This window comes from Paenibacillus sp. 1-8, from assembly GCF_056316205.1.
Map to the genome: position 1 here is coordinate 1,008,103 of NZ_CM149995.1, position 22,163 is coordinate 1,030,265.

Below are 22,163 nucleotides of genomic sequence, written 5' to 3' on the forward strand. Positions count from 1 at the left end.
ATCTGGGTAATGCCAGCGTAGAGAAACCTAGAGCACTATACAGGAATGCCGCTTGTTTTGCGGTTGTCGATAGATTCGGTTCATATCTTATAATCAAGCTAGACGGCTGCGCTTAGGCTACTGGTAGTATGAGGCATATCGACGAATGATGTTTTGTATGGTGATCCACCTTTTACTGCGCATAAAGCTTGCCTGGAGATTCAGCTCCGGACAAGCTTTTTTTCATGGCCACGAGGCCCATTTTAAGGGAAAAGGGGAGTACATCATAATGAATACTGCTGTAAAAGCGTCTAAAGGATTGAAGCTGACGGATATTTTGGTCACGATTGTGATCGCCGTCGTGTTCGGGTTGGTCTATAAAATATGGGGGCCTGCGTATGATCTGGTGAAACCGCTTGGGCTAAACGCCGAGCAATTGGTGTATGGCATGTGGTTTATGGCGGGCACATTCGCATACCTTATTATCCGCAAGCCGGGAGTTGCGATTTTGGCAGAGGTGGCAGCGGCAACGGTCAGTGCTTTTTTGGGAAGTGAATGGGGGATGTCTACCTTGTACTACGGCTTGCTGCAAGGATTGGGAGCAGAGCTGTTTTTTGCGGTTTTTCTGTACCGGAACGCCAACCTGTGGGTCGCTTCGCTGGCTGCGGCTGGATCGGCTATAGCCTCCTTGATTTTAGACTTCAGTTACGGGTATATTGATCAGCTTTCGACCTGGAACTATGTATTGTATGTTGGATTCCGGATGATTGGCAGTATTGTGATTGCCGGGGTGTTCGCGTTCTATCTGGCTAAGGCGCTGGAAGTCACCGGAGTGACACGTACCTTAAGACCAGCAACGGAACAGGATTACAAGGGGCTGGACTGATGAGTTTGTTTGCCGAAGATGTGGTGGCGTCGGTCACTCGTCTTCGTTTGAAATTTCCCGGTGAGCAGGAGCTGCTTTTTCACAATATGTCTGTATCCGTCTGCAAGGGGGAAAAGCTGCTGCTGCTCGGACCGAGCGGATGCGGTAAATCAACGCTGCTCCAGGTGCTGAGCGGTCTGATTCCACGCACGATAGAAGTGCCGATGAAATGTGATGCTGCTGTCATTCCGGCGCGTGTGGGTGTCGTATTTCAAGATCCGGATACGCAGTTTTGTATGTCGTATGCGGACGAGGAACTGGCTTTTGTATTGGAAAATAATCAGGTTCTCCGGGAGCATATGCCGTCTCGTATCCGCAAGCTGCTGACGCAGGTCGGTCTTTCGACGGATGAGATACATATGCCGATTGGCAGCATGTCTCAGGGCATGAAGCAACGGCTGGCGATTGCGTCTGTGCTGGCGATGGAGCCGGAGGTGCTTTTTCTGGATGAGCCGACGGCTTTGCTGGATGAAGAAGGCACCGCACAGGTGTGGGATACGATTCGCTACATTTCGGCAGATCAGACGCTAGTGATTGTGGAGCATAAAATTAATGAAATTGTCCATGATGTGGACCGGATTGTGGTGCTTTCTGCTCAAGGGGAAATCATGGCGGACGGGACTGCGGAGGAGGTATTTCATAAGCATCGGCAGGCGTTGTCTGATTATGGTGTCTGGTATCCGGGCGTATGGGATGAGGCATCTTCACCACGTTGGAGTGAACAAGGGGCACAGGAGCATGGAGTGGGGAATGACTGCGGGGCGTTCATCTTGGCAGCGGGTACTCCTATACTGGAGCTGAAGCATTTCAGCGGTCTTCGGGGTTCGAACTCAGTCATTTATGTAGAGCAAGCGCAGGTGAAGCCGGGGGACTGGATTGGTGTGGTCGGTGAAAATGGGGCTGGTAAAAGCTCGCTGCTGCTCTCCATGATGCGCTTAATCCGAACGCAGGGAAGTTACAGCGTGGACGGAATAGAGGCTGGCGGTACGGAACAGCTGGCAGAGCGTATCGCGTTCGTGTTTCAAAATCCGGAGCTGCAATTCGTAGCGCACACCGTTCGGAAGGAACTGGAGTATTCGCTGCCGGAGAGCTTGTTTACGGCTGAACAGCGCCGGGAGCGAGTGGATCGAATGCTCGTACAGTTTGGGCTGGAACGGCTGGATGAACGTCATCCGTATCAGCTTTCGTTGGGGCAAAAAAGGCGGCTGAGCATTGCCACGGCCATTATCCGTGAGCCAGCGGTGCTGCTGCTGGATGAGCCGACCTTTGGGCAGGATGCGTGCAATACCTTTGTCATGCTGGACATGCTGGAACAGCTTAGAGCGGCAGGCACGGCGATTGTGATGGTCACGCATGACCCGGAAATTGTCCGTCGATATTGCACGGATATATGGCGGATACAGAAGGGGGAACTGCGGCATGAACCTGTCTTTTCCCCATCATGAAACATGGCTTCACCGGGTTAATCCGGGGCTAAAGCTTGTTATGTTTTCCTTGTTGTTCGTGGTCGTCATTCTGATTCACAATCCAAACGTGATGTTCAATGTAGCGTGTGCTATGCTGCTGTTGCTCGTCTGGTCAGGCCATCCGTGGAAGCGACTGCTGCTGTATGGTTCTCCCTTTATACTGGTATTTATTTCAACCTCCACAGGCATGATGATGTTCGGTAAAGGGGTGACGACCTGGTGGACATGGGGCCTGATCCATATCACGCAGGAAAGCTTTTATCGGGGAATGCATCTGGGATTTCGTGCACTGAGTATGGCGGCGGCAGGACTGTTATTTGGTTTGACGACCCGCCCGGTGAGCCTGTTTTATTCGCTGATGCAGCAATGGAGGCTTCCTCCGAAATATGCGTACAGCTTTTTGGCGGCGATGCGGATGATGCCGATGATGCTGGAGGAATTCCAAACGTTGAGACATGCCCACCGCATTCGGGGTGTACATCAGCATGTGTCCAAATGGAATATGTATGCTACGCTCCGCAGATATGCAATTCCGCTGCTCGCTCAAAGCATCCGGCGCGCCCAGCGAATTGCTATTGCCATGGAGGCCAAGGGTTTTGCCAATGAGACCAAGCGCACGTATTATTATGAGTTCCGTCATTCGGCTGTAGATATCGTGTTTATTTGTTATTTTGTGGTGATGATTGCACTGGCTTGGGGACTTGGTATCCAGTTCCCTTATGTGGGGACATGGGATGTACGCTAATTGTTGCCAAAAGGCTTTGCCGGGTTTCTGCCCTGTGGTATATTAATGCAATGGGAAATGACGGCTCGCACAGACCCGCGTGGTCTGGCGGGCTTTATTACATATTCCCGAGAAATGGATCATCAGGAGGCCAGTTTCATGATTACGCTGCAACAGGTAAGCAAGCATTATACGACCTCAAGCGGCCCATTTCAAGCGGTTCAATCCGTGTCCCTTCAAGTGGAGGAAGGGGAAATTCACGGTATCATAGGTGCCAGCGGTGCCGGTAAGTCAACGTTGCTCCGGCTGATGAATGTATTGGAACAGCCGGATGAGGGAAATGTGGTTGTAAATGGAGACGAGCTGACCCGCATGCCGGAAAAACGTCTTCGTGAAGCGCGGCGATCCATCGGGATGATTTTTCAGCATTATCATCTCGTCCACAACCGTACGGTTAGTGGCAATGTGGCAATGCCGCTGGAGCTGGCAGGCGTACCGAAAAAAGAGAGAGCGGTACGTGTGCGCGAATGCCTGCAATTCGTCGGCTTGGCTGACAAGGCGGAGCAGTATCCAGCACAGTTGAGCGGAGGCCAGAAGCAACGTGTGGCGATTGCCAGAGCGCTTGCGAATCGACCTGCGGTGCTGCTTTGTGATGAGCCGACCTCGGCGCTTGATCCGCAGACAACAGCGGATATTCTAGGCGTGTTGCGGGAGATCAACCGTGAGCTGGGCGTTACGATTGTGATCGTGACGCACGATATGGACGTGGTGCGGAGTATTTGTAGCCGCGTTTCGGAGATGCGGGATGGGCGACTGCTTTCAACGCAGCCTGTAGGCGATCCGTCGGACAGTTCAAAAGCGGGAGAAGGTGAAGCTCGTGAATGAAACGCTGAGCATCATTGCACAGTATCAGTCCGAGATATGGAAGGCCATCGGAGAGACATTTATCATGGTGGGCATTTCCATCGCGGCAGCCGTGCTGCTGGGGCTTCCGGCAGGAACGATTTTATATTTGTGCGGCAAAGGGCAAAAATATGAAAATCGGCTGGTGTTCACCATACTGAATAGTTTGGTCAACGTCATTCGCTCGTTCCCGTTCTTGCTGCTGGTCGTGTTTATGATTCCATTTACACGTCTCGTGGTGGGTACGGCGCTGGGTACGATGGCAGCTACGGTTCCCATGTCAGTGGTAGCTATTGCCTACTATTCAAGGCTAGTGGAACAGTCACTGCTGGATGTGCCCAAGGGTGTAATCGAAGCTGCCACTTCTATGGGGGCGTCTACCCTCCAGCTTATTTTTAAATTTTTGTACGTGGAAGCCCGTTCCGGACTTGTACTGGGATTGACCACGTCCACAATCAGCTTCATCTCCTACTCCACGGTAATGGGCATTGTGGGCGGCGGCGGCGTGGGCGATTTCGCCATCCGCTACGGTTATCAGCGTTTTGAAACCGGATTGATGGCGTTCACCATCGTCGTCATGATTATTTTCGTGCAAACGATCCAGTTCACCGGAAGCACCATATCCCGCCGGATCGACAAGCGATAGTATATGCTATAGCCTGCTACGTTAAGACGGCTGCTCTATCGACGCCCTATTTGCTCAAAAGTAACAGCAGCCAGCGGCAAGGAAGGTAAGCTGAGGGGGAATCACTCAGCACCTAATGCTCGTAAGCACTACATCTGCACCACCCACTATGGGAAATGAGAATGACTTTACAGTGGCACATAAGCGGAGCGGGCAGAATTGTTCTAAAGAAGCGATAGCGTTCGCCTTTACCCCCGGATTTTTACCTTATAATGTTTTACTAAATGAAAAAAATCCGGGGGTAACAGCGATCGGAAGAACAATCTGCACGCGAAGCGGCTCCCCCTCTGTAACTCACTCTCCTCTTCCCAATCACAAATTTACTTGGAGGTTCCTTACCTAATGAGTCGGAAAAACAACATGAAAACTAACCTGAAATTACTTACACTATTCGCTGTCGTCATGCTGCTGGTTGCCGGATGCGGCGGTCAAAAGCAGGCGGCACAAGAAACACAGCCTAAAGAAGCGACTTCTCAAAAAGAAGTGACTTTGAAAGTAGCAACGCTGATTCCGCCGATGACGGATGTACTGGATATCGTAAAACCATTGCTCAAACAGGACGGAGTTAATCTGGAAATCGTCGTGCTGTCGGACAATATTCAACCCAATAACGCATTGGCAGCTCATGAAGTGGATGCAAACTTCTTTCAGCATGCTCCTTTTATGCAACAATACAATGAAAGCAACAAGTCTGATCTGGTAGCAGTCAAACCGATTTACAACGCCATCTATGGCGCGTACTCCAAAAAATACAAGAACATTAAAGACCTGCCCGAAGGTGCGACGATTGCGATTGCCAACGACCCGGCCAATACCGGACGTTCTCTCGTAATGATGGAGCAAAACGGTCTGATCAAGCTTAAAGAAGGTGTAGGCTATAATGCCACACAGGCTGATATTATTGAAAACAAGAAAAAGTTTGTGTTCAAAGAAGTCGATCTGTTAATGCTGGCGCGGTCGCTGGATGATGTGGACATGGCTGCCATGTATCCCGCTTATGCCAAGCCGTTGGGCCTGACACCGAAGAAGGACGCGTTAATTACTGAAAAGGACGATACCCACTTTGCTATTAATCTGGTAGCGCGCAAGGATAATGCGGATTCGGATGCCATTCAAAAGCTGGCGAAGCGAATGACTGGTCCGGAGGTTCGTAAATTTTTCGAGGATAATTACAAGGACAGCGTTGTCCCAGCATTTTAAATAAATACGAGTGTTGAAACGTTGTTTTATGATTAGTTGCGGCCTGTATAAGGTAATGAAGTCTGTGATGAGCAGATGGAGTTCCTTGTGCAGGTCTTTTTCTTTTCTATCCTTAATATGGATATTTCTTATCGAAAACAGGGTAAAAAGTCTTAGTTTTTAAGTTTACTGGGCGTGATATGGCTGTGATTTTTGGTCATATAGGGCGATGGAGTATTGCTTGGGAACATATTAAAATAAATATACGAACAAACATTCGTTTTCGATTTCGTTAACGGTGTCTTTGTATGGGTGGAAAATTCAACTGACAACGGGTCAGAAGCGGGAGCAAGAAGGAAGGGGAACGACATGAAGCTGGCTGTAACTGTAAAAAGTTTGGGAAAACGAAAGCCGGAACTCGCAAAACAGGAAATGGAGCTGAATCCTGCCCCTGAAACTTTGCGAGAGCTGATTGCTGCTACCGTCGCTCTGAATGTCCGCAGACTGCGTGAAAAGCAGGAGAGTGTCGCACTGATCCCGTTCCTCACAGGGCAGGAGGTTCAGTCACAGAGTGAGACAGGCAAGGTAGGATTCGGGTCCATCTATAATGATGGTGCTCCTGATGTGGAGGATGCGATAAACACGGCGATGCAGTCTTTTGAAGACGGCTTGTACAGGGTTTTTGTACGTGATGAGGAAGCTACTGTGTTGGATGCCCCTTTGTTGCTTGAGGATGGAGACGAGATTGTATTTATACGGTTCACAATGCTGGCAGGAAGCCTATGGTAGAGGGGGAATTGAAATATGCATCAGGAGAAAAATGAGCAGGAATATTTCACCGAACTGAAGGGGCGCGCGGCGCAACTGGATGGACAACAACAGGAATTGGCCCAACATGTTATGGAACTGGGTCGAATTCATTACATACGCGAGGATGAGGAGCCTTTTAACGAATGCCAGCGCATATTAAAAGTACAGGCAGAAGCAAGCGGAGAGCCGCTGTTTAAGCCACTGGCAGAGGTGCTGCGTCAGTTGATTGGAACAACGGCCGGGGATGTGTTTGCATATATAACAGAGCATGTGACTGAATATCCTTACAGTACAGGGTATGAGCGTAAACCGTTCCGTACCTCGGATATCACATTCCATACTTCGCGGATTTATAAAAGAATGGTGCAGCTTATCCGAATGGACTGGATCGGCTTCTCCCTTATAGATTATTTAACGAAAAAGGATTATGAACATGGGAATGACTATCGGATTCAAGAGACGATTAGTGATTGGATAGCCTATGAGTTGGACAACGGTAATCCGCAGGTCTTGGAGGCGCTAAAAGGTATTATTTATGGCGATAACCAGACTGCGCTTCTTACGCGTGCCATGATTAAAGGAATGCTCTTGAGCCATCAAGAGGAGAATTACCATATGATCGGCGAGCTTTTGGCAGCTGCCAAGCTTCAGGAGGGATTGCGCCAAAGCGTCGTGGAACAAATGGATGAAGGAACCCCGGAGGCTCTTGTATATCTGTTGAAGGTGATTATCGACCAGGGTTTCATTCGTTACAGCTCAGTGGTACGGGCGCTTGCGGTATGGACAGGTATGGGCTTGGAGTCTGCTAATCAGCGGGTGGTTCGCCAACTGATCGAGCAGGCGTATGAAGCACTGACGAATAGCGGGCTACGTCAGGAATGGCTGACTAGCGCGAATGCCAATGAGGTATATATGAGCTTGTGGGCTACAGCAGTACATGAGGAACGTGATCTGTATGGACAGGTTCGGCAAGTCATGGAACAGGGAGCACCTTATCAGAAGATTGTGGCGCTTTATGTACTCTCTAACACTAAAAACAAAGATGTGCGTCTGGGGATTGCCAGAGAATATCTGAATGAGACGAACCCGGAGCTTCAATATTGGGTATTGACGAACTATACAAGTAATTATTTTTACGAATGGGTAGAAGGTGGAACGGTCGCCGATCGGATCGTTAAAGTGGTGCGTACTCCATTACTGGAAAATAAAGAAGAGCGGCGTAAGGATTTTGAGCGACTTCATGCTCTGTTTGCACAGATGAAAAAAGGCGAGTCTACCGAGCCCTCCAAGGTATTGGATTTTGTAAACGTTTATCACCGTTCAGATGCACCGATTCAAAAAATGCTGTATCTCGCCAGTTATGACATGGACGTGACCTGGATCGGTGAAATCGTAGCTTTGAAGGATCAGATTAGCCCTGATCTGCGTGGCGAGCTGCTTAATCATTTTGTGCAGAACCCGGATAATAAGGTACAGCGCGACTTTATTTTTGCCAGTCTGTCTGATAAAAGTATGAGCATTCGCGAGTTCGCTGTTGCCAAGGCACGCAAGCTGACGCTGGCGGAAGAAGAAATGCAGCAGATGGAGGGGCTCTTGAAGCTCAAGACGGGTTCCCTGCGGCAAAGTGTCATTGGTGTGCTGCTGGTACAGCCCGATAAGTCTCTGAATGGCTCGTTGGAACGGTTGCTTCGAGCAAAGGCGGAGCTGCAACGATTGGGCGGACTGGAAATATTGACGAAGATCTATGCAGACCCCGAGCGTGCCGAGCAGTATGAAACCCTCCAGTCTTTAGCAGATATTATCCAGCAGCCGACGGCTAAGGAAGAACAACTGCTGTCCAAGCTGGGGCAGGAGGATGCTTATACGGGGACAAACGGCTTTGGCTTGTACGAGCCTGCTGCCAAGGAGGCTTGGTTGGAGCAACAGCCGGATCTGGGGGATTTCCGGTTGAGTGATGTTTTTGTGGGTTCATTGGAGAAGATGAAGCGGTTCCTGAACGGACTGAATGAGCTTGTCCACCAGCACCGTGATGTAGAATATACCGCTGAGTATTATTCGGGTTACAAAGAAACGCTGCTAATCGGTGCTAATTTTCGTACCGTGCGGTTGGCTCAGCCTAATGAGGAAGCGGTTTCCATGCTGTCTTTATATCCTCTTCACGAGGAATGGAGTTGTTATTTGCAGGAGAGCGACATGGAAGCCAGTGAACTGCTAGAGCTTGTTTTATATGACCGATTGGAGTCTATGGATCAAACACTTGACCGCTATTACCGTTATTTCTCCAATCATAACATGGACTATTCAGAACTGAGCAAGCACAAGCTGCTGGAAGGATGGCGTAAAGATTTCGCTGAACAAATGTATCCTTTGGATCGAATTAACGAGATGCAGCGATGGATAGCAGAGCTGACGTATAACAATCAGGTAAGCACGCTGATTAATGCTTATTTTCTGGACACTCCTGGCGAGAAAACCTTTGATACCATTGATTTCTCGTTGAATACATTGATGCAAGCTATGCCGAAGGACAGACCTGCTGAGGACATGGGAATGCTGCACCTGCTGTCCAGCCCGTGGATCGGGTTGGAGAGAGGGCGTGTATATGATGATGAGTCCTTTAAACGTTTTTTCCATACTTTTGTTAACTATAATGAACTGGCAGGCGTATTAAATCACTTTTATTCACCGCTCGATCTGGAGGATTATTTTAAAGCGTATGAAAAAGGGCTGATCGGTGTAGGAGAAGTGTATCGGGAACTGTTGGCTGGCAGTGACAGCAGAAGACATATGAGTTCCTTAACGAATGCCCGCAATACATGGATTGCCAGCAATCCGGAATTTTTAGAAATACGGCGTACGGTTATTGACCGACTGCTGGAGGTTGAATTGGTTCGAGGTGATTTGCCTACCGAGGCCACGCCAAAAGTGATGGGATTGAGCCGAATTGAAGGCATGGATTATTTCATCCATATTCTGGATGGACTCGATAAGGAAACGTTCGTGCGTGGTTATGTGTATGGCTACGGCGATCGTATTACCAAAAAGGAATCGTTCAGCCACTTGCTCAAGGCATGTTATCCGCGTGATGGCGAGGATTCTGCTTTGCTGAAGGAAAAGCTGAGTAACGCTAAAATTACGGATAAACGTCTGCTGGAGGCGGCAATGTATGCTCCACAGTGGATTGAAATTGTAGCAGGTTACCTGGGATGGGAAGGTCTTCGCAGTGCTGCATGGTACTTCCATGCGCATATTAATGAAGGTTTTTCCGCCGAGAAGGAAACGATTGTGGCTCATTATTCGCCGATTGCTCCGCAGGATTTTAATGATGGAGCCTTCGATATTCACTGGTTTCACGAAGCCTATGAGACGTTGGGCGAGGAACGTTTTGATCTGCTCTACGACTGTGCCAAATATATTTCGGCCGGAGCCAATCATCGCCGATCCCAGCTATTTGCGGATGCGACGCTGGGTAAGCTGAAACTGAGTGAAATGAAAAAGTCGGTGGAAGACAAACGGAACAAGGAACATTTGCTGACCTACAGTCTGATTCCTCTTGCCAAACCTCCTGAACCAGATGTACGGGAACGTTATGACTTCATCCAGAAGTTTCTGGAACAGAGCAAAAAATTCGGGGCACAGCGTAAGGCCAGTGAAGCTCTGGTTTCACGAATTGCGCTTGGGAATTTGGCACGTAATGCAGGTTATGATGATGTAACCCGGCTCGTGTGGGACATGGAAGCCCGTAAGCTAGAGGATCTTCGGTCTTATTTTGAGCCACATGCTTTGGAAGAGGCCACAACGATACAGTTGGTCATTGATGAAGAAGGAACGGCAGATATTGAGATTGTCAGCAAAGGGAAGACGCTGAAATCTATTCCGGCTCGCTTCAAGAAGGATGAGTATGTTGCTGCGTTGAAGGAGCTTAAAGGCGATCTGGTGGACCAGTACCGTAGAGCCCGCAAGGAATTGGAACGCTCTATGGAGTCCGGCACGGCCTTTATGGTAAAGGAATTAACGGGATTATTAGGCAACCCTGTGCTTGCTCCGTTGGTGCGAACGCTAGTTTTCAAGGCTGGAGACCGCTTGGGATATTTCAATGAAGATACATCAGGGTTGGCTGATCCTTCGGGTCAACAGTATCCCGTAGGTGAAGAGGACAAGCTGATCATCGCTCATCCGCTCCATTTGTACGAAAGTGGTCGTTGGAGCGACTTCCAGAAGGATTTATTTGACCGCCAGATTCGGCAGCCGTTTAAACAGGTGTTCCGTGAGCTGTATTTGCCGAATGCAGATGAACGTGCAAGTGCCACCGTTTCCCGTCGATATGCAGGACATCAGGTACAGCCGAATAAAACGGTAGCCCTGCTGAAAGGTCGCCAGTGGACGGTCAGCTATGAGGAAGGACTCCAGAAGGTGTATTATGCCGAAAACCTGATTGCTAACCTGTACGCGATGGCAGATTGGTTCTCACCAGCCGATACGGAGGCTCCTACACTGGAGACGGTGCAATTCTTTGATCGGACAACGTATAAGAGTGTGACGTTGGAGGAAGTTCCTCCAGTGCTGTTCTCGGAAGTCATGCGGGATGTAGATTTGGTCGTCAGTGTTGCTCATGTGGGTGGCGTTGATCCGGAAGCCAGTCTTACGACCATTGAAATGCGTAGCGTTATTGTGCAGGAATCGCTGCGTTTGCTGAAAATCAGTAATGTACGCTTGGATGGCAATTATGCGCGTGTAGACGGCAGCCTTGGTGAATATGCGGTGCATTTGGGAAGCGGCGGTGTCTACAAGCAGGCGAAGGGAGCGCTGCATATCATTCCGGTGCATTCGCAGCATCGTGGGCGCATCTTCCTGCCGTTCCTGGATGAAGATCCAAGAACAGCCGAGATTTTATCCAAAATTGTACTGCTGGCTGAGGATCAGAAAATCAAGGACCCGCAAATTCTTACGCAGCTTCAGGCGTAGGATAGAAGCTGTGATATAGAGATTCATTTTGAAGTAACGTGAAGCCCCGTCCATGCAGATCCGTGTGGCGGGGCTTCATCTTTTATGCCAGATAATTCTTTTGTTCCTGGCAGGCGTTTGCTAGAATAAAGGAGGTTATGTAAGTCAACGTTGACCATATTGCAGGGAGGGACACGAGTATGAGCAAGAAGATCAAATGGGGAATTGTCGGCACGGGATGGATTGCAGATCAATTCGCCGCGGATTTGGCGCATGTTACGAACGGGGAAGGGTACGCTGTTGGATCACGCACTATTGAAAGCGCTACCGAATTTGCAGCTAAGCATCAAATTGCACGCGCTTATGGAAGCTACAAGGAACTGGCTCAAGATCCCGAGGTAGATGCTATATACATAGGCACTCCTCATCCTTTTCATAAAGAAAATGTTCTGACGGCTCTTCGGGCGGGTAAAGCCGTTCTGTGTGAGAAGCCTTTCACTGTGAATAGCGGGGAACTGGAGGAACTGATCGGCTTTGCGCGTGAACATAAGCTGTTCCTGATGGAAGCGATGTGGACACGCTTTTTGCCTGCGATTCGCCAAGTGCGGGAGTGGATACATGCGGGACGAATTGGTGAGGTGAAGCTGGTTAAGGCGGAATTTGGTTTTCGCGTAGATTGGAATCCCGAGGGACGGCTACTGAACCCCGATTTGGGCGGAGGTGCTTTATTAGATACGGGGATTTATCCGGTATCTTTTGCTTCGATGGTGTTTGGTCCTGAACCCAAGCATGTATGGAGTACAGCTCATATTGGGGAAACGGGTGTTGACGAGACGTTCTCCATCCTGCTGGATTACGGAAACGGGCGCACGGCTATGCTTAACGGGGCAGTTCGTCTCGGACTGACGAATGAGGCATACATCCATGGCACAAAGGGATATATCCACATTCCATCTTTCTTGAATAGCACGTCGGCTACTTTACATGTGGACGGCGAAGAGGCACAAACCTTTCAGGATGACCGAGCTTCCACAGGGTATGCCTTTGAAGCAGAAGAAGTGGGGCGTTGCCTGAATGAAGGCTTGCTCGAAAGTACCACGATATCTTTGGATGAATCACTGGGTATTATGAAGCTGATGGATCAGATTCGCGCACAGTGGGGGCTTCGGTATCCTTTTGAGTAATTGAATTATGAATTGAATAAAGAATAAACCACTTAAAGACCAGAGAGCTTTTGAAGCTCTTTGGACTTTTTTGTTAAAAATGTTCATATGAGCGCTGGAATGAGTGGGTCATATAAAAGCGACAAAAATGTAACTATATCGTCAGTTAACTGAATTGTTAACGCTCTCTTTCTATGAAAATAAATGTTGGCCCTAGGGAGTAGCTTCTGTTCTGGAACGTGGCGCTTGATCCATCCAGCGGCCCGACAAATGGTGGCTGTACCAACTGTCGCGGTGTGGTTGTGTGCTCTTTTTTGTGTGCTCTTAGCATTGTTCAGAATTGGTTCGGGACCACCCATCACTCAATCGTTCAAAAAGTGAGTGCAGTCACACAAGTATATTGAAAACTATAATGTATACATATACAATGTTTAAATTAGCCCTTTTGGAATCGGCGGTTCCAAGCATTCATGTATAAAGGAGAAGAATAGCCTCATGGATATACAATTACAGTTGGACCCATTGTCAGTTGAACGATTAGCAAGCGCGCTTTCAGCACAACCGGGAGTATTTAAGTTGTTTTATGACACAGAGGGCTGTGGATGTAACGGCGTAATTGTCATCTTGGTGGTCACTGCGCCCGATGCTACCGATATAGTCATTCAGTCCGAGCCCTATTCTTTTTTTGTAGACCGACAGCAGGAGCAGCAATTCGACAGTAGAATGAGGCTTGAGGCAGACCCTAATTATCCGTCGTTTAAATTGAGCAGCGATGCGGGCCTATTCAGCAGCAACATTAGAATTAAAGATGTGCGTGTCAAATCGGCCACTTGAAGAGTGCTGGATGCTAGGGGAAGAATGTAATGTAAACGGAGACGACTATTGCGAGTATGAAATCCGTTTTCGGGATAGTAAGCAGCAACGGCACAGATATCGAATCCCAAAAGACGAACCTCATCCAGCAAATATGGAGCGAAGTTCGTCTTTTTGGACGTATTCACTCAGCCCTCCAAAGAACTAAGTTATGTAGTGGCCTCTTTGTAAGTGGTACAATAACCATTATGATCATTCGAGAAGGACGTTGAGATGATGAAAAACTTGCTCGTTTCGGGCTACCGCGCTCATGAATTGAATATTTTCAACCAAAAGCACGAAGGCATTCCGTATATCAAAAAGGCGATCACAGGCAGGCTCATTCCCCTGATTGAAGAAGGACTGGAGTGGATTATTACCCCCGGTCAGTACGGGGTGGATCTGTGGGCCTGTGAAGTGGCAATTTCACTGAAGCAGCAATATCCTCACTTAAAATGCTCCATTATGGCGGCCTATCAAAATATGGAGGAAAAGTGGAAGGAGGACAAAAAGGAGTATTTTCAGCAGATCTGTAAGGGAGTTGACTATGTGGGAGTAGTCAGCCGCCAGCCTTATCAGGGAATATGGCAGCTCAAGGCACGGGATGAACTGCTTTTCCGCAAAACCGATGGTTTATTGCTCGTTTATGACGAGGATGCGGCAGAGGGCAGTCCGCGTTTTATGAAAGAGCTGGCATTAACAAAACAACAGGCAGAAGGCTATCGGTATATCAGCATCAGCTCGGAGGATATCCAGAGCATAGCGGATGAAGAACGATTATTCATGGACCTCTGATTTTTAAAGCATTTATCTGGATTTGTGAACAAAAAGGACGTATTCGTTCCTTTACTTTTATGTAAGCGCTATCATAAAATTTAAACAACAATAATTTATCAGTCAGATAAAATAAATTTATTGAAAATACAAACCATGAAAGGAGCTAAGGATTCAGATGAACAAAAGGTTTCGGTATACTGTGTTGCTCTGTCTCGGTGTAATGTTGAGTGGAGTGGTCACCCCGATGGATAGCCAGGTTTCTGCTGCCTCTACGAGGCAAATGGAAAAGCTGAACCGGGGAGCCGTCGCGGTCAAGGTGCCGGAGGGCGTGCTGGTGAGCTGGCGGCTGCTGGGCACGGAAGCGGATTCGGCCGGCTTCAATCTGTACAGAGGGACAAGTAAGGTCAATGCTGCGCCGATTACGTCGAAAACCAACTTTCTGGACAAGGCAGGTACGACCTCATCATCTTACACTGTTCGTGCCATAGTGAATGGAGCAGAACAGGCTGCTTCTCTGGCGGTAAAAGTCTGGAGCAACAACAATCTGGATGTTCCAATCCAGCAACCAGCGGGAGGTACAACTCCGGATAATGTCAGCTACACGTACCATGCCAATGACGCCAGTGTAGGTGACCTGGATGGGGATGGCGAGTATGAGCTTGTGTTAAAATGGGACCCTTCCAATGCCAAGGACAATTCACAATCCGGCTATACGGGAAATGTATTTTTGGACGGCTACAAGCTGGACGGAACACGCAAATGGCGGATCGATCTGGGCAGGAACATTCGGGCAGGAGCGCACTATACGCAATTTCTCGTCTATGATTTTGACGGAGACGGCAAAGCGGAAATCGTATGTAAAACAGCAGACGGCACTAAAGATGGCACAGGGGTGATCATCGGCAACGTCTCGGCGGATTATCGCAATGCCAGTGGTTATATTTTGGACGGGCCTGAATTTCTGACCGTGTTCTCGGGCGATACGGGCAAAGCACTTAGCACGATTGACTATGTGCCGCCACGGGAAACGGTATCCAACTGGGGAGATAATTATGGCAACCGGGTGGATCGTTTTCTCGCCGGGGTTGCTTATCTGGATGGCGTACGGCCCAGCATTGTGATGGCACGGGGTTATTATACCCGGACGGTTCTGGTCGCGTACGATTGGCGTAATGGTAACTTGAATCGACGCTGGACCTTTGATAGCAACAGCTCCGCCAATGCCGGGACCGCCGGACAGGGCAACCATAGCTTGAGCGTGGCGGATGTGGATGGAGACGATAAGGATGAGATCGTGTACGGCTCGCTGGTGGTGGACGATAACGGGACCAAGCTAGCAAATACGGGCATGGGACACGGCGATGCGCTTCATGTTGGGGATCTGGACCCAGACCGTTCAGGCTATGAAGTGTTCAAGGTAAACGAGGACAAAAACGCCACTTACGGCGCTGCCATGTATGACCCGCGTAATGGAAACATTTTATGGGGCGTAAATACAGGTAAGGATACTGGAAGAGGCATGTCGGCAGATATTGACCCGCGTACCAAGGGCAACGAGCAATGGGCACCGGGCATCGGCGTGCGTTCGGCTAAAGGAGAGCTTATTACGAATACGCTACCGTCCTCCATTAATTTTGGCATCTGGTGGGATGGCGACTTGCTGCGTGAGCTGCTGGACCATACTTCTTCAAGCGCTGGAAAAATAGATAAGTGGAACTATACGAACTCAACCACTTCCAATTTGCTTACGGCGACAGGCACCAGCTCCAATAACGGAACGAAAGGAACACCGTCCTTGCAGGCCGATCTATTCGGAGACTGGCGCGAGGAAGTGATTTGGCGCAAAAGCGATAATTCGGCGCTGCGTATCTACACAACACCATATGAGTCAGAGTATCGTTTTTATACACTTATGCATGATCCGGTGTACCGCCTGAGCGTGGCTTGGCAGAACGTGGTCTATAACCAGCCGCCGCACACTGGATTTTATCTGGGAGAAGGGATGTCCAAGCCCGCGCAGCCGAATATATACACCCCTTGATTTGCAGGTCAATTTGCAGGTCGAAATGAAACGCGAATGAACAAAAACGGAAAGGGTTCCGGGTTGATCGGAGCTCTTTTTGTCATGCCAAAAAAAGACAACGTATGACTTTTATAAAAATGGGAACATTAGTTCTTATTAGTGAAAATACGCATGAAAAAGGAGGCGGGATATGTGACTTCTCTAACGACGGAAGGTATGATTGCGCTCGTAACCAATGTCGGATTCCCTGCTGCATTAAGTCTGATTCTGTTAAAATATATCCTTGTCACCCTTAGCCGGAGATTGGAGCAGCTTGACCGGTCTGTTAAGCAACTGTCACAATCCCTGGAAGAGGTGGAGGCAAAGCGAGTGAAGCAGTCAGAAGAAACGCACCCGGCAAATACGGACAAACTTCGTATAGAATGAACAAAAAAAGGCAAATAGAAACAATTTAGCAACCCAATCGAGAAGCGAGATTCTTATAATAGAAACGTGTGCAGTTTATGCAGACATATGACTATGGAGGTGCATCGAATGATGAAAACAGGTATGAAAATAAATACGAAGCTATCCGCGCTGTGCATCGCAGCTACGCTTATGAGCGTAGCACAGGCCGCCGCAGCCGCGCCCGCTGTGACCGCTCCAGCGGAAGCGACGCAACCGGGCGTTGCCAGTCCGGCAGCATCTGCCCCAGCCAAGGTGCCAGCACCAGCAGCATCTGCGTCGGTTACCGCGCCAGCCCCGGCACAAGCGCCGTCGGTTCCAGCAGCATCGTCCCCGGCCCCGTCCGCAGCCGCAGGTTCCGCCAAAGCCGCTACACCAGCAGCTCCGTCTGCACCGGCACCGCGTCCATCCGCGTCGGTAGCGCCAGCGGCTGCTCCGTCCGCACCGTCGACTGCGAAGCCGTCCAAGCCGCAGCCGCCGTCCACTTCGGCGCCAGTAGCGGCCGCGGCTACCAGCGTGAAACCAACGCAGCTGGACAAGCTGAATCACGAGAGCGCCATTCCGCTCGTGCTGGAGGCGCAGTCGCGTTATCTGTACGCGATCAGCGGTGGTAGCACGGTGGGCGAATCGTTCCAGTGGAACGGCAAAAGCTACCGCTATCTGTCCGAGGATATCGGTACGAAGACCAAGCTGGTCAGCTATCTGACGCAGGCCTACACCAAGCAGGCCAGTGAGCAATTTGTTGGGAAGTGTTTCGTTGAAATTAACGGAAAACTAGCTCAGCTGGACGCAGATGGCGGTAACCTGCTGGAGTTCAACCGGGCTACAGCGAAAATGGTGACGATGACCCCGGTGAAGCGCAGCTATCTGCTGACCGTGCCTTATCCGGCAGGAACCAAGCAGGCGAACGAGAAAATCACCGTAAATTTTGAAAAGGTCGGCAGCTACTGGAAAATCAGCTCCGCACCGCATGTCATTTTCTAAATTAAGATTTTGCAACATGCTTCATATGGGGTAAAGTGAAGTTGAGACTTGTTTCGTAAGTCCCAATTCAACGCAGGGGAGTGCTGTGCAATGATGACACCCATCAAGGTAAAAGACGTTAAGGATATTGAAAAAATCAATCAAATCGTTTCGAATTATACCTATGACATTTGGATTCATGGCAAAAGCGGCATGGCAGATGCCAAATCCATTTTAGGCATGTATGTGCTAAAGCTGGATGAACCGCTAACTCTGGTGGTACCTGACACCGTTAATCCCAAAAAGCTGTTCAAGGAGCTGGAGGAATTTATTCATTTTCCTGCTCAAGAAGGATAACAGATACGTAAACACCTGTAGACGCTGCATGCTCTAATTCAAAATGTCTAATTCAAAATAATGCAAAGAAGCCGTGGAACCTAAGTCCCACGGCTTCTTTTTTTAGTGTTCTTCCTCGTCCAAAAACGGGAGATTCACCGAATAGTACATGACTCCCATCAGCAGCACACCGCCAACCAGATTCCCGAGCGTAACCGGAACGAGATTATGGATCACACCAGCGACAGAGACTGTACCCGGATGGTCCAGCACGAGGGCAATGGCGAAAGTACACATATTAGCCACGCTATGCTCATATCCCGAAATGAAAAAGCAGAACACGAACAGCATCATGGCAAACATTTTGGCGCCATTTTCCTTCATGAACATGGGCACGAAGAAGGCAAGGCAGACCAGCCAGTTACATAAAATAGCCCGGAAGAACAGCTGCATTGCAGGCGCTTCCATTTTATGCTCCACCACGTTCAGTAGAAAGCTGTTCACGCTGGAGGAGTCAAACAGCCCGGTTAAGTAAATAAGGAGCGCGAATACCCCCGCACCCAGCAAATTACCGCCATAGCTGGCAGCCCACAGCCGAAGCACCTGTCCCCAGCGCAGCTTTTTACGGAGCGCAGCATAGGTGTAATAGAAGGTATTGCCTGTAAACAAATCGCCGCCGCCGTATGCGATCAGAATGATAGCCGCCCCGAACGTGAGCGCCGCCATGGGATAAGTGAATGGAGAATGCTCCATGTAAAAAAAGTTGCCCGTCTTGAACGCTACAATAACACCGAACCCGATGAACATACTCGCCAGCATGGAACGCGCCAAATACCGGAGCAGGCTTTGCTTGTAAATTTTGTACTTCTTCATGGCTAGCTGTTCGACATTGCGTAAGCCTTCCGTCTCCATATCCAACGACAACCTCCTATTTTCTCGGATGTAAGTCTTATTTTTCCCGAAACATTGCCCAGTCAGTCAGCAATCCTGTTAGCTTAACAAACCAAGCTTTTGCAGCCCGTACAAAATGCCGTCTTCATCTGCGCGTTTTGTGACCATTTTAGCTGCGGCTTTGGCTTCATCACAGCCGTTGCCCATCGCGACACTGTTATGTATAGCCGTCAGCATCTCCACATCGTTCAAACCATCGCCAAAAGCGTATTGATTTTCATCGGCAATGCCAAGTCTGGACGTAATTTCGCGGATGCCCTTTGCTTTGGAGCCAGCGTGAGGAACAACGTCCACAGAGCTTGGATGCCAGCGTACAAAGTCAAAAGCTTTGAATACCGCTTCATAGAAGGGCTCTTCTTCTGCCGTACACATCAACAGTGTCTGATAAATATCTCTCCCCTGGAAATAAAGCGGATCGTATCCAACCGAAATCTTGGCCTTTAACGTTTGGACTGACTTCTCTACAAGCTCATCGTTAGGAATATTGGCCTTCATATTGGCATGATCCATATATACGATCGCATGATTATGTGTGAGTGCCAGATCGGTCATCGCTTGCAAGGCCTCTCTGTTCAGCGGATTGGTAGCGACGACTTCCCCGCGAAGCACGACATATTGCCCATTAAAGCTAACGTAGGAATCAATTTCTAACTGCTCGCGGATTTCCTTGAACATAAAAGGTGCACGGCCTGTGGCGATGGCCACCTCATGCCCTTGCTCCTTCAAAGCAAAGACAGCCTTTTCAGCCGTTAGCGGCATTTTTTTGTCATCGTCCAGTAATGTACCGTCGATATCGAAAAAGATAATTTTTTTGTCTGACATGTCCCTACACCTGACTTTCAATAATGTATTGTCGAAATGAACTCATATGGATTCATTATATCAAAGGAACTGCTTCTGAATACACAAATACGTATAAATCCTCATGAATGTCCGACTTCTATAGCTTACAATATAAAATAAGGATTACTGTAAAAAATAATGCCTATCTCCTATTTTCATAGACGGGATGTGATCATCATGACGAAAATCCAAGTCACACCGGAGCAACTGGATAGCGTGGCCTCCCAATTTGCCAATGCCCATGGAACACTGTATAACCAGTTAAACGGCCTGGATAACACAATGAACAATCTTCACAGCCAGTGGGACGGTATGGAGAGAAATCGCTTTTATAGCGACTATCGGACGGCTAAATATACGCTTTCTTCCGTGTTAAACAAGGTTCAATCCATTGAAATTGAGCTGAAAAGCATTGCTTCGAAGTTTAGAAGTACGGATGACAACCCGCGTGGCTTCTGGACTGCATTAGCGGCGGCTATGAGCGCCAGTGCAGCGTCCGCGGGCGGTGGAGAAGCCGGGAAACACGCTGGAGATGCCTCCGAGCCGCCCAAAAACATAGATGACTGGGATCAGGCCGACGCCGATAAATACCATCAATATGAGAAATTACTGAAAGATGCCGAGGCGATTGGAGACAAGCAGGTTATGCAGAAAATCCACGACCAGATGAACGCCGTGCGGCTGCAATATGAGGACTCGGTGACCCGTACAGATTACAATACAGGAGAAACGTCAAAGATCACATCCGATTCTCTCGTCGCCGTCACCGAGCTGACAGGTAAGGATGGCACAAAAACGGATATTTCCATAGATAAAAAAGGTAACGTCGTCAGCTACCAGCAAAATACCGACAAATATGATTACTGGGTCCAAAAGCATACCCAATCCGCTGAAGAGCACGCTCTGGGTAAAACGGCCCAGACCGTCACCGGGTATGGCATAGGTCTTATTTTGTCGCGTGGGACTGGCGTTGGTGGAGCAGGTTCGAGCATTAGTTCAGGTGCAGCCTCCGGCTGGGGAGAGCACGTCGTCGGTATCGGTGGCGGCATGATCAGTGACAAGGTGCTATTCTCTGTACCGGATGAAGGCGAAACCCGCACCATGATCTACCGAACCGACAAGGAAACCGGACATATCGAAAACATGATCATCGTCACCAAGGGTGAGAATGAAATGGAATACCGCTACTGGGAGGACTATAACTAGAAGTGGTATCTATAAAATCTACAGTCTTTTTTTCTGGAACAGGTGAGTGGCAGTTGGAAACTGTAAAACTCGCTAGCTGGAGAAGTCTGTAGATTTTTTTGTTTACCAAATTTTTCTGAAAACCGATATATTAATAGATAGGATACATATTCATGATCTGCGAAATAAATGAATAATTCAAAAAGACGAAAAATACTGGGTAGTTTTAGGGGGAGAAATAGTAAATGAAAAAAATAGGAGTCGGTGTATTGGGAGTAGCCAGCTTAATAATGCTTGCTGGGTGTAACGTACCATCTCAAATTGATATTAATATTAATGGAAATAAGGAGCAGTCTGAGCCAAGTAAGGTTCAGGAAGCTAAGAATTCAACCGCTACAAGTTCTGACACTCAAAGTGTTACTGGCAATGCAACTGCATCTAAGGTTAAAACGGCAACTGACAGCACAACTTCAACCTCTGAAGCATTACAAAAGAAATCCGTAAAATCTAGTTATCCGGTTAAGGAAACTGCGATTGAAGAAGATACATGGTATTGGCGTGTTACCGAGGCACAGGTGAATCTTCGAAAGGGACCAGATATTCATTCTCAGTCAATGGCTGTACTTGAGCGGGACGAAGAGCTTGAATATCTGCACCACAAATACATAGACCCTAATGATGATCGCATCTGGTATGAAGTGCAGACATGGGAAGGGAAAATTGGGTGGATAAGCAGTCGGGTCATTATCAAGTCTGATGGACGTTACTACAGTGGTTATGCGGATACGGAGGAGATCGAATACTGGCAGGTTACCGTGAGCCAGGCGAATTTGCGTGCAGAACCATCCATCAGCAGTAAATCTGTTGGTATTGTACACAATCAAGACTATTTAGAATTTCTACAAGATACTGTGTTGGACCCTAGTGACGGGCGAACATGGTATCGTGTTGAAACTTCTGATGGTTTAATTGGCTGGATTAGTAGCCGCGTTGTTTTGCGAGGGTAGGGAG

At 48.7% G+C, this 22,163-nt stretch carries 19 protein-coding genes; 17 read left to right on the forward strand and 2 right to left on the reverse strand.

Annotated features, from left to right (window positions below):
* Positions 1 to 268: 268 nt before the first annotated feature.
* The 15 genes from AC0WRU_RS04680 (at position 269) to AC0WRU_RS04750 (ending at position 18,194) form a co-directional block, all read left to right on the forward strand.
* Entirely contained in the window at positions 269 to 865 is a 597-nt protein-coding gene (locus AC0WRU_RS04680; RefSeq protein WP_476127430.1) for an ECF transporter S component, read from the forward strand.
* Positions 865 to 2,349, forward strand: a complete 1,485-nt coding sequence (locus AC0WRU_RS04685) for an ABC transporter ATP-binding protein (RefSeq protein WP_476127431.1) — start codon at positions 865 to 867, stop codon at positions 2,347 to 2,349. The genes AC0WRU_RS04680 and AC0WRU_RS04685 overlap by 1 nt, the downstream gene beginning before the upstream one ends.
* Positions 2,324 to 3,115 carry an energy-coupling factor transporter transmembrane component T family protein gene (locus AC0WRU_RS04690; protein WP_476127432.1) on the forward strand — a complete coding sequence of 264 codons (792 nt, stop codon included), beginning with the start codon at positions 2,324 to 2,326 and terminating at the stop codon, positions 3,113 to 3,115. Before AC0WRU_RS04685 ends, AC0WRU_RS04690 begins: the two co-directional genes overlap by 26 nt.
* 138 nt (positions 3,116 to 3,253) lie before the next feature.
* Positions 3,254 to 3,979 (forward strand): methionine ABC transporter ATP-binding protein, encoded by a 726-nt coding sequence (locus tag AC0WRU_RS04695; protein WP_476128571.1) that lies wholly within the window; start codon positions 3,254 to 3,256, stop codon positions 3,977 to 3,979.
* Positions 3,972 to 4,643 carry a methionine ABC transporter permease gene (locus AC0WRU_RS04700; RefSeq protein WP_192512355.1) on the forward strand — a complete coding sequence of 224 codons (672 nt, stop codon included), beginning with the start codon at positions 3,972 to 3,974 and terminating at the stop codon, positions 4,641 to 4,643. Before AC0WRU_RS04695 ends, AC0WRU_RS04700 begins: the two co-directional genes overlap by 8 nt.
* A 381-nt stretch (positions 4,644 to 5,024) precedes the next feature.
* Positions 5,025 to 5,882 carry a MetQ/NlpA family ABC transporter substrate-binding protein gene (locus AC0WRU_RS04705; RefSeq protein ID WP_025683837.1) on the forward strand — a complete coding sequence of 286 codons (858 nt, stop codon included), beginning with the start codon at positions 5,025 to 5,027 and terminating at the stop codon, positions 5,880 to 5,882.
* Between the two features lie 348 nt (positions 5,883 to 6,230).
* The gene (locus tag AC0WRU_RS04710; RefSeq protein ID WP_476127433.1) at positions 6,231 to 6,650 is read left to right on the forward strand and encodes a hypothetical protein; all 420 of its coding nucleotides are present in this window, start codon (positions 6,231 to 6,233) and stop codon (positions 6,648 to 6,650) included.
* Positions 6,651 to 6,665: 15 nt separating this feature from the next.
* Positions 6,666 to 11,636: a DUF5724 domain-containing protein gene (locus AC0WRU_RS04715; protein ID WP_476127434.1), complete on the forward strand. Its 4,971-nt coding sequence runs from the start codon at positions 6,666 to 6,668 to the stop codon at positions 11,634 to 11,636.
* 179 nt (positions 11,637 to 11,815) lie between these two features.
* The gene (locus AC0WRU_RS04720) at positions 11,816 to 12,799 is read left to right on the forward strand and encodes a Gfo/Idh/MocA family protein (RefSeq protein ID WP_476127435.1); all 984 of its coding nucleotides are present in this window, start codon (positions 11,816 to 11,818) and stop codon (positions 12,797 to 12,799) included.
* 474 nt (positions 12,800 to 13,273) lie between these two features.
* A complete protein-coding gene (locus AC0WRU_RS04725; RefSeq protein ID WP_025682678.1) occupies positions 13,274 to 13,612 on the forward strand; it encodes an iron-sulfur cluster biosynthesis family protein in 339 nt (112 codons plus the stop codon).
* A 255-nt stretch (positions 13,613 to 13,867) separates the two neighbouring features.
* Positions 13,868 to 14,425, forward strand: a complete 558-nt coding sequence (locus AC0WRU_RS04730; RefSeq protein ID WP_476128572.1) for an SLOG family protein — start codon at positions 13,868 to 13,870, stop codon at positions 14,423 to 14,425.
* Between the two features lie 157 nt (positions 14,426 to 14,582).
* On the forward strand, positions 14,583 to 16,448 hold the full coding sequence (locus tag AC0WRU_RS04735; protein WP_476127436.1) for a rhamnogalacturonan lyase: 1,866 nt from the start codon (positions 14,583 to 14,585) through the stop codon (positions 16,446 to 16,448).
* A 174-nt stretch (positions 16,449 to 16,622) separates the two neighbouring features.
* Positions 16,623 to 16,856 carry a hypothetical protein gene (locus AC0WRU_RS04740; RefSeq protein ID WP_476127437.1) on the forward strand — a complete coding sequence of 78 codons (234 nt, stop codon included), beginning with the start codon at positions 16,623 to 16,625 and terminating at the stop codon, positions 16,854 to 16,856.
* A gap of 123 nt (positions 16,857 to 16,979) precedes the next feature.
* On the forward strand, positions 16,980 to 17,858 hold the full coding sequence (locus AC0WRU_RS04745; protein WP_476128573.1) for a DL-endopeptidase inhibitor IseA family protein: 879 nt from the start codon (positions 16,980 to 16,982) through the stop codon (positions 17,856 to 17,858).
* Positions 17,859 to 17,948: 90 nt separating this feature from the next.
* Entirely contained in the window at positions 17,949 to 18,194 is a 246-nt protein-coding gene (locus AC0WRU_RS04750; RefSeq protein ID WP_014279995.1) for an HPr family phosphocarrier protein, read from the forward strand.
* A 102-nt stretch (positions 18,195 to 18,296) separates the two neighbouring features.
* Here the strand turns inward: AC0WRU_RS04750 and AC0WRU_RS04755 are convergent, their stop codons facing one another.
* The gene (locus tag AC0WRU_RS04755; RefSeq protein WP_013308962.1) at positions 18,297 to 19,085 is read right to left on the reverse strand and encodes a formate/nitrite transporter family protein; all 789 of its coding nucleotides are present in this window, start codon (positions 19,083 to 19,085) and stop codon (positions 18,297 to 18,299) included.
* Between the two features lie 78 nt (positions 19,086 to 19,163).
* On the reverse strand, positions 19,164 to 19,946 hold the full coding sequence (locus AC0WRU_RS04760) for a Cof-type HAD-IIB family hydrolase (RefSeq protein WP_025684520.1): 783 nt from the start codon (positions 19,944 to 19,946) through the stop codon (positions 19,164 to 19,166).
* Positions 19,947 to 20,144: 198 nt separating this feature from the next.
* Between AC0WRU_RS04760 and AC0WRU_RS04765 the strand changes: the two genes are divergently transcribed.
* Both AC0WRU_RS04765 and AC0WRU_RS04770 read left to right on the forward strand, forming a co-directional pair.
* Positions 20,145 to 21,173 (forward strand): WXG100 family type VII secretion target, encoded by a 1,029-nt coding sequence (locus tag AC0WRU_RS04765; RefSeq protein ID WP_476127438.1) that lies wholly within the window; start codon positions 20,145 to 20,147, stop codon positions 21,171 to 21,173.
* 224 nt (positions 21,174 to 21,397) lie between these two features.
* Positions 21,398 to 22,159, forward strand: a complete 762-nt coding sequence (locus tag AC0WRU_RS04770) for an SH3 domain-containing protein (RefSeq protein ID WP_025684518.1) — start codon at positions 21,398 to 21,400, stop codon at positions 22,157 to 22,159.
* The last annotated feature ends 4 nt before the right edge of the window (positions 22,160 to 22,163 follow it).

What these genes read in the sequence shown, in the direction of transcription:
- AC0WRU_RS04680 (WP_476127430.1), top strand. Translation starts at nt 269, where the DNA reads ATGAATACTGCTGTAAAAGCGTCTAAAGGATTGAAGCTGACGGATATT.
- AC0WRU_RS04685 (WP_476127431.1), top strand. Translation starts at nt 865, where the DNA reads ATGAGTTTGTTTGCCGAAGATGTGGTGGCGTCGGTCACTCGTCTTCGT.
- AC0WRU_RS04690 (WP_476127432.1), top strand. Translation starts at nt 2,324, where the DNA reads ATGAACCTGTCTTTTCCCCATCATGAAACATGGCTTCACCGGGTTAAT.
- AC0WRU_RS04695 (WP_476128571.1), top strand. Translation starts at nt 3,254, where the DNA reads ATGATTACGCTGCAACAGGTAAGCAAGCATTATACGACCTCAAGCGGC.
- AC0WRU_RS04705 (WP_025683837.1), top strand. Translation starts at nt 5,025, where the DNA reads ATGAGTCGGAAAAACAACATGAAAACTAACCTGAAATTACTTACACTA.
- AC0WRU_RS04710 (WP_476127433.1), top strand. Translation starts at nt 6,231, where the DNA reads ATGAAGCTGGCTGTAACTGTAAAAAGTTTGGGAAAACGAAAGCCGGAA.
- AC0WRU_RS04715 (WP_476127434.1), top strand. Translation starts at nt 6,666, where the DNA reads ATGCATCAGGAGAAAAATGAGCAGGAATATTTCACCGAACTGAAGGGG.
- AC0WRU_RS04720 (WP_476127435.1), top strand. Translation starts at nt 11,816, where the DNA reads ATGAGCAAGAAGATCAAATGGGGAATTGTCGGCACGGGATGGATTGCA.
- AC0WRU_RS04725 (WP_025682678.1), top strand. Translation starts at nt 13,274, where the DNA reads ATGGATATACAATTACAGTTGGACCCATTGTCAGTTGAACGATTAGCA.
- AC0WRU_RS04730 (WP_476128572.1), top strand. Translation starts at nt 13,868, where the DNA reads ATGAAAAACTTGCTCGTTTCGGGCTACCGCGCTCATGAATTGAATATT.
- AC0WRU_RS04735 (WP_476127436.1), top strand. Translation starts at nt 14,583, where the DNA reads ATGAACAAAAGGTTTCGGTATACTGTGTTGCTCTGTCTCGGTGTAATG.
- AC0WRU_RS04745 (WP_476128573.1), top strand. Translation starts at nt 16,980, where the DNA reads ATGAAAATAAATACGAAGCTATCCGCGCTGTGCATCGCAGCTACGCTT.
- AC0WRU_RS04750 (WP_014279995.1), top strand. Translation starts at nt 17,949, where the DNA reads ATGATGACACCCATCAAGGTAAAAGACGTTAAGGATATTGAAAAAATC.
- AC0WRU_RS04755 (WP_013308962.1), bottom strand. Translation starts at nt 19,085, where the DNA reads ATGGAGACGGAAGGCTTACGCAATGTCGAACAGCTAGCCATGAAGAAG.
- AC0WRU_RS04760 (WP_025684520.1), bottom strand. Translation starts at nt 19,946, where the DNA reads ATGTCAGACAAAAAAATTATCTTTTTCGATATCGACGGTACATTACTG.
- AC0WRU_RS04765 (WP_476127438.1), top strand. Translation starts at nt 20,145, where the DNA reads ATGACGAAAATCCAAGTCACACCGGAGCAACTGGATAGCGTGGCCTCC.
- AC0WRU_RS04770 (WP_025684518.1), top strand. Translation starts at nt 21,398, where the DNA reads ATGAAAAAAATAGGAGTCGGTGTATTGGGAGTAGCCAGCTTAATAATG.